Here is a 12,277-nt window from a genome sequence, read left to right on the forward strand (position 1 = left end):
AGCAGCGACCACAGCCCGCGACACGACACGTTTGACTTACCCCTCAATAGAACCCTACTTCGCACTCACGACCCGCTCGCGAAACCACGCATACCGCCCAAGTTGGACACTTACCTTGCAAATAGAGTCCTTTGTGGACAGACCAGGCGCCGTCCCCGCTGCCGTCAGCCGGTCCGGACCCACGCCGGGGCACGCCACGTTTGGGTTACCTCTCAATAGAACGACCCAAATCACTCACGACCCCAGGCCCCTTTGCGTGAACCCGCTCCCGCCACGACACGTTCGCCTTGACCCGCTCTGGCCCTTCACGGACTTTCCGCCGCCCTCCGCCTTACTCGCGCTTGAGCCGCCAGACCCGATTGACACCCGTGCAGGCGGCGGCGAGCGGCGGTTCGGCGGCTTCGGAGCCGGTCATCGTGAACCCCAGCCGCGCGGGCACGGCGCCGCTCGCGACGTTCTTCTCGTCGTGCCGGATCTCGACTTCCGGCGCGCCGAGGCGGAAGGCCTCGGCGGTCAGCAGCCGAGCCACCCTGGTCGCGAGCCCCCGGCCGGTGTGGCGGCGGCTGAGCCAGTAGCCGATCTCGATCCCGTACGGACGGGTGATCATGCCGGTGCCGCCGGCGAGTTCCCCGTCGACGAAGATCGCGAAGTCGTAGTTCGTACCTTCGGCCCAGTTCCGCGCGCTGGCTTCGAGGAACTCGGCGGCCTCCTCATGGCCGTAGCCGTTGGCGGCCCAGATCATCCAGGCACCGAGGTGCTCGGCGGAATCCCCCGCGACCGCCGCCAGGGTGCCGAGCTGCTCCGGCTTCCAGCGGCGCAGCACGATGACGTCGTCGGCGAGGGTTTCGGCGGGCGCTTCCATCGCCTCATGGTGACGGACGACGACTCGGCGCGCCTCCGGTTTTCGGCAGCGTCAGGTGAGAATCGCGCTGTCCGGGATCACCGTGTCGTTCTTCAGCGCGTCGAACAGCAGCTTCGACTTCGTCTTGTCCCAGTTCTCCGCCGAGCCGCTGGTCACCGGCACCGTCGTGGTGACCACGCCGCCCGAGGAGATCCCGCGCATGGCCAGCGCCAGTCCCACCAGGTTGTGCACGTGGTCGCCCGAGTCCATCGTCAGCGCGTCCGGCGCGGCCGACAGCAGCGGGAACAGTGAGAACGGGTTCAGCAGCGTTCCGGGGCTGCCGATCTCGCTGACCAGCGCGCCGATGAACTTCCGCTGGTTGGCGACGCGGTCGAGGTCCGAGCGCGGGGTCGCCTCACTGTGCCGCATGCGGACGAACCCGAGCGCCTGCGGCCCCTGGAGGTCCTGGCAGCCCGCGGGGATCTTGATCCCGGTCATGGTGTCTTCCATCGGCTTCTCGACGCACATGTGGACCCCGCCGATCGCGTCGACGATCTTCGCGAACCCGCCGAAACCGATCTCGGCGTAGTGGTCGATACGCAGGCCGGTGGCGCCTTCGACGGTCTGCGCGAGCAATGCCGGGCCACCGATCGAGAACGCCGCGTTGATCTTGTTCTTACCGTGCCCCGGGATGGCGACCTGCGAGTCTCGCGGAAGACTCAGCAGCGTCGGCTTGGTGCTGTTGTCCGGGACGTGGGCGACCATGATGGTGTCGGTCCGCTTGCCGCCACCGGCGGCCTTGCTGTCCCCGGTGACCAGTTTTTCCTGTTCCTCGGGTGTCAGTCCGTCCCGGCTGTCGGAGCCCACGATCAGCCAGTTGGTGCCTTCGGCCGCGACGGGGCGGCCGGAGTAGTCGGCCAGCGCGTCGACGCGGTTGATGGAGAACTCCAGGTACACCCACACGCCGGCGAGGAACACCACGAACACGGTCAGGAGGGTGAGCAGCACCTTGCCGAAGCCCCAGCGACGACGGCGGCGCGGCGGGCGGGCGCCGTCGGCAGGGCGGCCGGGAGGAGGCCCCGGACGGCGCGGTGGCGGGCCGGCGGGGCCTTCCTCGCCCCGGTAACCCATCGGCGCCGTCCGCTCGTCGTACGGGCTGCTCCCCCGGCCCGGCAGCGGCATCATCTGCGCCGGCTGGTGCTGCCGGGGGCGGCCGGACGGCGGCCGTTGTGGCGGCATCCGTCGCCCTCGGTCGTCGCCTCCATACGTCATGCCGAATCACCCGTCCCGATTTCGCGTGTAGGGCCAGTCAACCGCAGACCCTAAGTGAAGGACGTGCGGCACCCCGCATCGGTTGGGTGGCGTTCACCGGCCGTTGTCGGCGAAGCCGAACTGGTGGACCTTGAGATACCCCGATCGGAACCCCGCTTCGGAGTACGCCAGATAGAACTCCCACATCCGTTTGAAGACGTCGTCGAAGCCCAGTTCGGTGATTTCGTCCCACCGCTGGATGAATTTCTCCCGCCACAGTCGCAACGTGTGGGCGTAGTCCTGGCCGAACTCGCGCACCCCCTGCAGTTTCAGCCTGGTGTGCTCCAGTACGCCCTGTTCGACCGAGGTGGTCGACGGGATGAGCCCGCCGGGGAAGATGTACTTGTGCATCCAGGTGTAGGACCGGGCCGCGGCGAGCATGCGTTCGTGGTCCATGGTGATGGCCTGAAGCCCGAGCCGGCCGCCCGGCTTCAACCGCTTCCCGATGGTCTCGAAGAACGTGGGCCAGTACGACTCGCCGACGGCCTCGATCATCTCCACGCTGACCACGGCGTCGTACTCGCCGCCGGAGTCGCGGTAGTCGCACAGCCGGACGTCGACCCGGTCGGCGAAACCCGCCGCCGCGATCCGTTCGGTCGCCAGCGCGGCCTGTTCCTCCGAAATGGTCAGTGACGTGACCCGCGCGCCGCGTGCGGCCGCCCGGATCGAGAGTTCGCCCCAGCCGGTGCCGATCTCGAGCACCGTGCTGCCCGCGCGGACCCCGGCGTAGTCGAGGACGCTGTCGATCTTGCGGTGCTGGGCGGCCGTGAGGTCGTCATCCGGGCCGAACAACGCAGACGAGTACATCATCGACGGGTCCAGGAACGCGCCGAACAGGTCGTTGGACAGGTCGTAGTGGCGGTGGATGTTCGCCCGCGACCCTTCGATGGTGTTCTCCTCGGCCGCGGGATGGCCGCGGTCGACGAACCGGCGGAACCGTTGCAGCAGCGGCGGGACGAGGGTCGCCATCCGTTCCGCGAACGGCGTCAGCACCTCCGCGAGCGCGTCGGTCGTCCAGTCGCCGACCATGTAGGCCTCGCCGAAGCCGATCTTCGCGTCCACACCGAGGCGGTGGAAGAAAGCAGCGGGGCGGTTGAGCCGCATCTCGGGCGCGTCCGGACCACCGGAACCCAGGTGGGAACCGTCGGGCATCCGCACGCGGACGTTCAGCGGGCGCACCGCCTGCCGGAACAACTGCTCGGCGATTCGCGCGCGAAAGGGTGAATGCGGTGGCGTGGCCAGCCCCGGCCACCGGGTTTCGTCGGGTACGGGCAGGCCGGACGGACCCGCCATCCGGTCGACGCTCGACGTGGACATAGGTACTCCCTCCCACCCGGCCTAGACCGGGATCCGCAGCCGTTCGGAGCTCGGCCGATCCCAAGCCCCGCTCACCGTTTCGTCAGTACCCCCGGCTTCGATCAGCTCGAGGGTGAAAGCCCGTACGAGACGGTTCCAGACGCGGGATCGTCGTAGCATCGCGTGCCCTTCACCGCCGATTTCGAATCGCGCGGACCGCGATGTCACCTTTTCGGCTCGTTCCGCGAAAGCGTGGGAGGCCACCGGATCGGTCATCCGGTCCTTGGTGCCGTGCGCGATGAGCACGGCACGGCCTTCGAGGGCGCCGATGGGTTCACCCGGCGGTGTCCACGGAGCCAGCCCGCAGACGCCGATGACGGCCGGGTCGTCCGCGACGCGGAGCGCGACCCGTCCCCCCATCGAATGGCCGACGAGGATCACCGGCGCGCCAGGGTGATCGTCGTGGATCTGTTTCAAAGCCCACCGCGCGTCGGCGAGCGCGTCGGTGCCCTGGTCGTTCCAGCCGTAGATCCGGTTGCGCAGGAGACGCACTTCGACGCCGTGCTCCCGGACGGCACGGTGGACGTCCTTCGCCAGCGGCACCATCCGCTGATACGCCAGCCGCCACCACGCCACGCCGGCATGACTGTGCTCCGCGCCGCCGTGCAGCACCAGCACCACGGCCTTCACCCGGCCACGCGCCCGCAAAGTCCGCACCGCGGGTTCAGCCTCGCTCACCCTGGCCCCTCCAGTCTCCGAAACCCGGCCGCAGCGATCGGGTCAACCTCGATCATGACCCGATGTATTCCACTTCGGCGATTGGTCCACGCGATACATTCGTCGCTGACCTCCAGACGGAAGGGCGGATGTGGTGAGCACCACCGAACGTTATGCAGACGTCTCCGAACGGCTCGCGGAAGCCGAACGGGGTAACGCGGCGCAGATCCGGCAAGCGGCGGAGCTGGTACTGGGGGTCATCCGGGCCGACGCGCTGGTGTTCACCGCCGGTGCCGGGCATTCGCTGGCCGCGGTCGCCGAGACCTTTTACCGCGCGGGCGGGCTCGCCTGCGTGTATCCGGTGTACCACCCCGACCTGCTGCCGCTGCACGGCGCGCAGTACAGCACCAAGACCGAGCGCCGGTCCGGGCTGGCCGAAGAGGTGCTCGCCGAGCGGGCGCCGGGACCCGACGACCTGCTGGTGGTGTTCTCGACCTCGGGTGTCAACCCGTACCCGGTCGAACTGGCCGCCGGAGCACGGGCGCGCGGGGCGTCGGTCATCGCGGTGAGTTCGGCCGCGTCCGTGGCCGCGGCGCCGAAGCGCGCGGCGACGACGCTGATCGAAGAAGCGAACATCGTGCTCGACTCCCACGTCCGCCCCGGCGACTCGAGCTATCCGCCGGACGCGCCCCGGACCGCGCCACTGTCCACAGTGATCAACGCGTTCCTGTGGAACCTCGTCCTCGCCGAGGTCGTCGACCTCGGTGCGGAGCGGGGCGTCGACATCCCGCTGTGGCGCAGTTCCAACGTGGACGGTGGCGACGAGGCCAACGCCGCGCTGCTCGCCAAATACGGCGCCCGGGTCCCCGCGCTGCGGTAGGAAACCGCACGCCCTCCTGGAAGACCCGTACCATCACCGGACGTGACCGGCTCGTGGTGGTGGGACCTGCTGATCGGCGTGGGTGCCGCCCTGCTGCTGATGTGGCTCGCGCTGATCGTCGTGCTGGCGATCGCCCGGCCCCGTGGTGGCTTGCTGAGGGAGGCGCTGCGGCTGTTGCCGGACGTGCTGCGCCTCGTGCGACGGCTGGCCGCCGACAAGAACCTGCCGCGCGGGGTGCGGATCCGGCTGGGTCTGCTGCTCGCCTACCTCGCCCTGCCACTCGACCTGATCCCGGACTTCATCCCGGTGCTGGGCTACGCGGACGACGCCATCATCGTCACCGCCGTGCTGCGCGGAGTGGTGCGCCGCGCCGGCCTGGACGTCGTCCGCGCGCACTGGCCGGGCACGGACGACGGATTCGCGGCCGTTGTCCGGCTCACGGGTCTGGACCGGCCGCCACGGTGAGCGCTGGGCTGGGCTGCTCGCCCCGCTGCAGTACATGAAAGCCCCCTTCCTTGCGCCAGGCGCCAGGGTCCCGGCAAAGTCGGCATCGTGCAGGTCGGGCGCCTCTTCGTCATGGCGCAGGCCGACGATGAAGGAATTGGGGGTTGGGTGTCCCCCGGTACACCCCTGAGTGTGGAGGATTCGGGACGTTGAACGTCCCGAATCCTCCACACTCGAACCCTGCAGGCGCCGGCGATGCCACATCCGGACCACCAAGAACAGCGCCGACCAGCAACTCTGCGACGTTGCCGGGGCCCTGGCGCCTGGCGACGCCAGGCGCAGTGAAGGGGGCCTTCATGTACTTCGGGAAGGTGTGAAGGTCGAGTTTCCTCGGCTGAGCCGAGGGAAGAGGACCTTCACGCGCAGCCGCTGTGACTACTGGGGCTGGTGGTGTCGCTGAGGCCGCGGATGGCGATCGCGTAGTCCGTGAAGGCCTCCTTCCCTACCTTCAGGGCAGGCAAGGAGGCCTTCACGGACCCTGCGGCCACCTGGCCCTAACCCGAATCGCCACGCACGACCCACCGGCGGTCACGCGGCCGCGGGCTCCTCCGAGAACTGCGTCAGGTACAGCGACGCGTAGCGCCCTTCCCGCGCCAGCAGTTCCTCGTGCGTTCCCCGCTCGACGATCTCCCCGTGTTCGACGACCAGGATCTGGTCCGCCGCCCGCACCGTCGACAACCGGTGCGCGATCACCAGCGCGGTCCGCCCGTCCAGCGCGTCGGTCAGTGCCTCGCCGACGGCCGCCTCCGACTGCGAGTCCAGATGCGCCGTCGCCTCGTCGAGGACGACGACCCGTGGCTGCGCCAGCAGGAGCCGGGCGATGGTCAGCCGCTGGCGTTCCCCGCCGGAAAGCCGGTAGCCCCGCTCCCCCACCACGGTCTCCAGCCCGTCCGGCAGCTCCCGGATCAGCTCGGCCAGCCGCGCGCGGTCCAGCGCCGACCAGATCTCGGCGTCGGTGACACCGGGGCGGGCGTATTCGAGGTTCGCCCGGATCGACTCGTGGAAGAGGTGCCCGTCCTGGGTCACCACTCCGACGGTTTCACGCAGCGAAGCGAAACTCAGCTCGCGAACGTCCACATCGGACAAACGAACCGAGCCCGCGTCGACGTCGTAGAGCCGCGGCAGCAGGGAGGCGATCGTCGACTTACCCGCGCCGGAAGAACCCACCAGCGCCACCATCTGCCCGGGTTCGGCACGGAAGCTGATGCCGTGCAAAACTTCCTCGCCACCCCGGTGATCCAAAGTGGACACATCCTCCAGCGACGCCAGCGAGTACCGGTCCGCCGCGGGGTAGCCGAACCGGACATCCGAGAACTCGACCGCGACCGGGCCTTCCGGCAGCTCGCGCGGGGCGGGCTTCTCCTCGATCATCGGCTTGAGGTCGAGCACCTCGAAGACCCGCTCGAACGACACCAGCGCGGTCATCACGTCCACCCGGACGTTCGCCAGCGCGGTGAGCGGCGAGTACAGCCTGGTCAGCAGCAACGCCAGCGCGACGACGGTGCCCGGCGCGAGCGCGCCGGTCAGCGCGAGGTAGCCGCCCAGCCCGTAGACCAGAGCCTGCGCGAGCGCGGAGACGGTGGTCAGGCTGGTCAGGAACCAGCGCGTCAGCATCGCCGTCCGCACCCCGATGTCGCGCACCCGCCCGGCCCGCGCCCCGAAGTCGCCCGTTTCCCGCTCCGGATCGCCGAAGAGCTTCACCAGCGTCGCGCCGGGCGCGGAGAACCGTTCGGTCATCTGCGTGGTCATCGACGCGTTGAGCTGCCCGGCCTCTCGCTGCAGCGTGGCCATCCGCCTGCCGAGCCGCCGCGTCGGCAGGATGAACACCGGCAGCAGCACCAGCGCCAGCAGGGTGACCTGCCAGGACAGGGTCATCATGACCACCAGCGACAGGGCCAGCTGGATCACGTTGGTGACCAAACCGGACAGTGTCGCGGTGAACGTGCGCTGCGCGCCGATGACGTCGTTGTTGAGCCTGCTCACCAGCGCGCCGGTGCGGGTGCGCGTGAAGAACGCGATCGGCATCCGCTGCACGTGCCGGTACACCGCGACCCGCAGATCGAGGATGATCCCCTCGCCGATCCTCGACGACTGCGCCCGTTCCGCCAGTCCGAGCCCGGCGTCGATCAGCGCCAGCGCGGCGATCACCGCGGCCAGCCACACCACCAGCGACACGTCGTGCCCGCCGACGATCGCGTCGACCACCTTCCCGGCCAGCACCGGCGTGCTCACCGCCAGCACCGCCGAGACGACGGTGAGCACCAGGAATATCAGCAACCTTCGCCAGTGCGGCCTGGCGAAGCGCGCGACGCGGCGGAGTGTCCCCTTGTGCAGCCCCTTCGGAACATCGGCCGACTTCATCGCCGAGTTCATCAGCGACCACGTGTTGTCCATGAGATCCTTCTCCTCGCCCCCAGCAAACCTCGATATTGGTCGAGATTTTTTCCGGATATAACCAGCACCAACACCGAAGTACACCGGATGCTTCCCGGTTTCCTCGTCCTCTTTCCGGCGGACACCGCCGCGTCGGTAGCCTGGGCCGGTGACCAAGGACCCAGACCGGCGACGACTGACCATCGACCTGGTCTTCTACACGGGCTGCCTCATCTTCGCCGCGGTGAACACGGCCGTCGCGGAATTCTACGGATATCGCGTGTGGGCGAACTTCGCCGTAGCAGGTTACGGACTCGCCGTGGTCCACACCGGTTGGCTGATGGTCGCCGCCCGGCGCGGCGTCCGGCCGTCCGGCGCGCTCGGTTCCCGGTGGATCGGTATCGGCGCGATCGGTCTGTTCGCGATGATCCTTCCGTTGAGAATGCTCGTCATTCGCCGTCTGACCGGAGTGGACTGGCTCATCACGCCGAACTCGTGGGCGGCGCAGCCCGAGGTCTGGGTGATCGAACGGTCGGCGAAACTCCTGCTGGAGAACGGAACCCCGTACGTCGACGTGACCGCGCTGGGTCGGGCGGCGGAAGTAAACGATTACACCCCTTACGGTCCGGTGATGACCGTCTTCGGTCTGCCGCGCGCGCTCTTCGGCGGCGGACCGGTGGCCGACGCCCTCACCGACGCGCGCTGGATGTTCGCGCTGGCCGCCGTCGCGTGCGTGCTGCTGACGTTGCGGCTGTTGAAGTGGCCGAAGGTTCCGGTGAGCGCCGCACAACTCGCGCTCGCCTGCCCGCTGACCGCGCTGACCTGGGCCGTCGCCGGACCGGATCTGGCCATCGTCGGCCTGCTCATCCTCTCGTTCGCGCTGGCCTCGACGGGCCGTGCGCTCGCGTCGGGTCTGGTGCTGGCCTTGGTGATCAGCGCGAAACTCATCGTCGCGCCCGCGGCGGTCGTGCTGGGTGTCCTGCTGCTCACGCGGCGTGGTCCTCGCGCACTGGGCGGATTCGCCGCGGCACTCGTGGTGACGACACTCGTCCTGCACTTGCCGGTGTATCTGGTGGACCCGAAGGCGTTCGTCGAGCACGTCTTCCGGTTCCCGCTGGGAATGGGCGTGATCAAGTCACCGGCGGCGAGCCCGTTGCCCGGTCACCTCATCGCCTCACTCGGCCCGGTCGGCACGGCGTTTTCCTTCGCCTTGCTCGGGATCGCGGCCGTCGCCATCCTGGTCTGGCTGGTCCGCCGTCCTCCCGCGACCGGTTCGGACGCACTCCTGCGCACCGCCGTCGGGATCGGCGCGCTGATCCTGCTCACTCCGGCGACGAGGTACGGCTACCTGGTGTATCCGCTGGTCCTGCTCGGTGCCAGGCTTGCCTTCCTCGGCGGCGAATCCGACGAAACAGCGGTCCCGGGAAAGGGAACTGCGCCCCCCGCGCAGCAGTCCGCTACTTCTTCGTGACTACTTCTTCTTGACCCTGGTGGCACCGCCACGCCCGCGCAGCTGGACGCCGGACTCCGAGAGGACCCGGTGCACGAACCCGTACGAGCGACCCGTGGACTCCGCGAGAGCGCGGATGCTCGAGCCCTTCTCGTATTTCTTCTTCAGGTCAGCGGCCAGCTTGTCACGCGTGTTGCCGGTGATCCGCGCGCCTTTCTTGAGATCAGCCACGTCGATCGCCTTCCCGCCGAGAGTGTTCTGGGCCACATTACGACCCCTGTCGCCGCAATGATCGAACACTGAGCGCCGGAATGCCAGACGACGAGCGCAAAACTGCTGAAACCGCGATCACATTGGGCCATTTCAGTGGCCGGATGGCATCGATCAAGCACCCGAACGGACGCAGGCCTCACGCAAGCTGGACAAGTTCCAGATAATCGGCGGACCAATGGTCCTCGGTTCCGTCCGGCAGCAGGATCACGCGTTCCGGCTCCAGCGCCTCGACCGCGCCCGGGTCGTGCGTCACCAGGACGACGGCCCCGGCGAAACTGCGCAGCGCGTCCAGTACCTGGGCACGGCTGGCCGGGTCCAGGTTGTTCGTCGGCTCGTCGAGCAGCAAAACGTTGGCAGCGCTGGACACCAGACCGGCCAGGGCGAGCCTCGTCTTCTCGCCGCCGGAGAGCGTGCCGGCGGGCTGATCGAGTTGCTCACCGGTGAACAGGAACGAGCCGAGGAGGTTACGCAACTCCTGTGCGCCCGTACCCGGCGCGAGTCGCCGGATATTTTCCCACACGGACGCATCATGGTCGAGCGTTTCGTGTTCCTGTGCGTAATAGCCCAAACGCAATCCGTGACCCGGAATGGTCTCACCGGTATCCGGAGTTTCCATTCCGCCGAGCAGCCGGAGCAAAGTCGTCTTTCCGGCACCGTTCAATCCGAGTACGACGACCTTCGAACCGCGATCGATGGCGAGGTCGACGCCGGTGAAGATCTCGAGCGAACCGTAGGACTTCGAGAGCCCCTCCGCGGTGAGCGGGGTCCGGCCGCACGGGGCGGGCTCCGGGAACTTGATCCGGGCGACCTTGTCGGCCTGGCGGGTCTCGTCGAGCGAGGCGAGCATCTGCTCGGCGCGGCGCGCCATGTTCTTGGCGGCCACCGCCTTCGTCGCCTTGGCACCGAGTTTCGCGGCCTGCTGCTGCAGCGCGGACGCCTTCTTCTCGGCGTTGGCGCGCTCGCGGCGGCGGCGCTTCTCGTCGGTGGCGCGCGCGTCGAGATAGCGCTGCCAGCCCATGTTGTACAGGTCGAGCTCGCCGCGGGTCGCGTCGAGGAACCACACCTTGTTGACCACGTCGGCGAGCAGTTCGACATCGTGGCTGATCACCACGAGACCGCCGTCGTGCTGCTTCAGGAACCCGCGCAGCCAGTTGATGGAGTCGGCGTCGAGGTGGTTGGTGGGCTCGTCGAGCAGCAGGATGGTCTCGGATTTGCCGCCGGCGCCCGCCTCGGCGGCGGCGAACAGGATCCGGGCCAGCTCCACGCGGCGGCGCTGACCGCCGGAGAGCGTCTGCAGCGTCTGCTCCAGCACGCGGTCGGCGAGACCGAGGTTGGAGCAGATCCGTGCCGCTTCGCTTTCGGCGGCGTAGCCACCGAGGGAGGCGAACCGCTCTTCGAGACGGCTGTAGCGGTTCACCGCCTTGTCGCGTTCCTTGTCGTCCGCCAGCTCCGACATCGCGGTCTGCGCCTTTTCCATGTTGCGCAGCAAGGCGTCGAGTCCGCGCGCGGAGAGCACGCGATCCTTCGCGGTGACGGACAGGTCGCCCTCGCGCGGATCCTGCGGCAGGTAGCCGAGCTCGCCGCTGCGGCGGACCTCGCCCGCGTACGGCTCGCCCTCGCCGGCCAGCACCTTGAGCGAGGTGGTCTTGCCGGCGCCGTTGCGGCCGACCAGGCCGATACGGTCACCCTGCTGGATGCGGACGTTGGTGTCGTCGAGCAGGATGCGCGAACCAGCGCGCAGCTGCAGGCCAGAGGCCGTGATCACGGGAACTCCCGGTAAAAGGGGTGGATGAGCGGACAGCTTCGACTCGCCGGCCGACGGCCGGCGAGGAGCTACTCCAAGAGGATGTCCACGCGATCAGTGTACGGGCCGGTGTCGAGCGGTTTTATCGGACCGTGCCCGATGTCACGCGTCGTGCAGGGTGACCTGCACCGCGATGGCGCGTTCGGCGGCGGCGTCGAGTACCGCGCGCCGCGGTTCGGCGATGTCGAGCACGCGCGGCTCCGCGCGGTCGAACAACGGCGCCAACCGGCGGTCCTCGCGCAGTGTTTCCAGTGCCCGGCCGTCACCTCCGAGCACGACGGCGTCCACTTCGGACAGTCGCGGCACGAGCACGTCGAACGCGTCCTCGGCGGCGGAGCGGAGCGCGGTGCGCGCCTGCCCTTCCCGGCGCCGGGCGAAACGCTGTTGCGACCAGCCGCCGGCCGCGGACCGGCCTTGGACGAGGTGCCGGTCGGTCCTGGACCGGACGATCACTCCCCCGCGCGCGATCCCGACGCTGTGCCCGCCGCGACGCACCAGCAGGAGCGCGATCGTTCGCGGGATCAGCGCGTGCTCGATGAGCGGCCCGACGGCGAGACCGGCCACCGTTCCTTCGGCGTTCAGGGGTCCGAAGGGGATGGTCGCGACGGCGACGACGCCGTTGTCCGCGGTGACCGTGACGGTGTCCGGCGTGATCTCCGTCGACCGGATGCCGTCGTTGCGGACGGCGAAGCGGTCGTACCAGCCTTCGAGGCGGTCCGGGGCGACCTCGACCGCCCGGCCACCGCCCGCCACCTGCCGCTCCTTCGCCATGTGCTCAAGGTACGGGTCCCGGCTGGGTCGTGCCTGGACGGACGACACGCGGACCCG

11 protein-coding genes are annotated in these 12,277 nt (G+C 68.9%); 3 read left to right on the forward strand and 8 right to left on the reverse strand.

The window, feature by feature from the left end; translation table 11 throughout:
• Window positions 1-331 precede the first annotated feature (331 nt).
• The 4 genes from ACZ7KI_RS40910 to ACZ7KI_RS40925 all read right to left on the reverse strand — a co-directional run bounded on the left by ACZ7KI_RS40910 (window position 332) and on the right by ACZ7KI_RS40925 (window position 4,186).
• Window positions 332-862: a GNAT family N-acetyltransferase gene (locus tag ACZ7KI_RS40910; protein WP_470278378.1), complete on the reverse strand. Its 531-nt coding sequence runs from the start codon at window positions 860-862 to the stop codon at window positions 332-334.
• A 51-nt stretch (window positions 863-913) separates the two neighbouring features.
• Window positions 914-2,113 (reverse strand): LCP family protein, encoded by a 1,200-nt coding sequence (locus ACZ7KI_RS40915; protein ID WP_470278379.1) that lies wholly within the window; start codon window positions 2,111-2,113, stop codon window positions 914-916.
• A 93-nt stretch (window positions 2,114-2,206) separates the two neighbouring features.
• Window positions 2,207-3,469 (reverse strand): class I SAM-dependent methyltransferase, encoded by a 1,263-nt coding sequence (locus tag ACZ7KI_RS40920; RefSeq protein WP_470278380.1) that lies wholly within the window; start codon window positions 3,467-3,469, stop codon window positions 2,207-2,209.
• 21 nt (window positions 3,470-3,490) lie between these two features.
• Window positions 3,491-4,186 carry an alpha/beta hydrolase gene (locus tag ACZ7KI_RS40925; protein WP_470278381.1) on the reverse strand — a complete coding sequence of 232 codons (696 nt, stop codon included), beginning with the start codon at window positions 4,184-4,186 and terminating at the stop codon, window positions 3,491-3,493.
• Between the two features lie 130 nt (window positions 4,187-4,316).
• On the opposite strand from ACZ7KI_RS40925, the gene ACZ7KI_RS40930 reads away from it, so the two are divergent.
• Window positions 4,317-5,045 carry a sugar isomerase domain-containing protein gene (locus ACZ7KI_RS40930; RefSeq protein ID WP_470278382.1) on the forward strand — a complete coding sequence of 243 codons (729 nt, stop codon included), beginning with the start codon at window positions 4,317-4,319 and terminating at the stop codon, window positions 5,043-5,045.
• Window positions 5,046-5,087: 42 nt separating this feature from the next.
• On the forward strand, window positions 5,088-5,510 hold the full coding sequence (locus ACZ7KI_RS40935; RefSeq protein WP_470278383.1) for a YkvA family protein: 423 nt from the start codon (window positions 5,088-5,090) through the stop codon (window positions 5,508-5,510).
• A 567-nt stretch (window positions 5,511-6,077) separates the two neighbouring features.
• Here the strand turns inward: ACZ7KI_RS40935 and ACZ7KI_RS40940 are convergent.
• The gene (locus ACZ7KI_RS40940) at window positions 6,078-7,943 is read right to left on the reverse strand and encodes an ABC transporter ATP-binding protein (RefSeq protein ID WP_470278384.1); all 1,866 of its coding nucleotides are present in this window, start codon (window positions 7,941-7,943) and stop codon (window positions 6,078-6,080) included.
• 148 nt (window positions 7,944-8,091) lie between these two features.
• On the opposite strand from ACZ7KI_RS40940, the gene ACZ7KI_RS40945 reads away from it, so the two are divergent.
• Complete coding sequence (locus tag ACZ7KI_RS40945; protein WP_470278385.1) at window positions 8,092-9,393, forward strand: glycosyltransferase 87 family protein; 1,302 nt, start codon at window positions 8,092-8,094, stop codon at window positions 9,391-9,393.
• Here ACZ7KI_RS40945 and ACZ7KI_RS40950 read toward each other — a convergent pair whose 3' ends face one another.
• The 3 genes from ACZ7KI_RS40950 to ACZ7KI_RS40960 form a co-directional block, all read right to left on the reverse strand.
• On the reverse strand, window positions 9,394-9,603 hold the full coding sequence (locus ACZ7KI_RS40950; protein ID WP_003071237.1) for a helix-turn-helix domain-containing protein: 210 nt from the start codon (window positions 9,601-9,603) through the stop codon (window positions 9,394-9,396).
• A gap of 178 nt (window positions 9,604-9,781) precedes the next feature.
• Window positions 9,782-11,410: an ABC-F family ATP-binding cassette domain-containing protein gene (locus tag ACZ7KI_RS40955; protein WP_470278386.1), complete on the reverse strand. Its 1,629-nt coding sequence runs from the start codon at window positions 11,408-11,410 to the stop codon at window positions 9,782-9,784.
• 141 nt (window positions 11,411-11,551) lie between these two features.
• Window positions 11,552-12,220, reverse strand: coding sequence for an acVLRF1 family peptidyl-tRNA hydrolase (locus ACZ7KI_RS40960; RefSeq protein WP_470278387.1), 669 nt, complete (start codon window positions 12,218-12,220; stop codon window positions 11,552-11,554).
• Between the last annotated feature and the right edge of the window lie 57 nt (window positions 12,221-12,277).

It is taken from the genome of Amycolatopsis sp. NPDC039088, from assembly GCF_055598845.1.

Excerpts from the sequence above, each read along its gene's own strand:
- ACZ7KI_RS40910 (WP_470278378.1), bottom strand. The coding sequence starts at position 862 with ATGGAAGCGCCCGCCGAAACCCTCGCCGACGACGTCATCGTGCTGCGC.
- ACZ7KI_RS40915 (WP_470278379.1), bottom strand. The coding sequence starts at position 2,113 with ATGACGTATGGAGGCGACGACCGAGGGCGACGGATGCCGCCACAACGG.
- ACZ7KI_RS40920 (WP_470278380.1), bottom strand. The coding sequence starts at position 3,469 with ATGTCCACGTCGAGCGTCGACCGGATGGCGGGTCCGTCCGGCCTGCCC.
- ACZ7KI_RS40940 (WP_470278384.1), bottom strand. The coding sequence starts at position 7,943 with ATGGACAACACGTGGTCGCTGATGAACTCGGCGATGAAGTCGGCCGAT.
- ACZ7KI_RS40960 (WP_470278387.1), bottom strand. The coding sequence starts at position 12,220 with ATGGCGAAGGAGCGGCAGGTGGCGGGCGGTGGCCGGGCGGTCGAGGTC.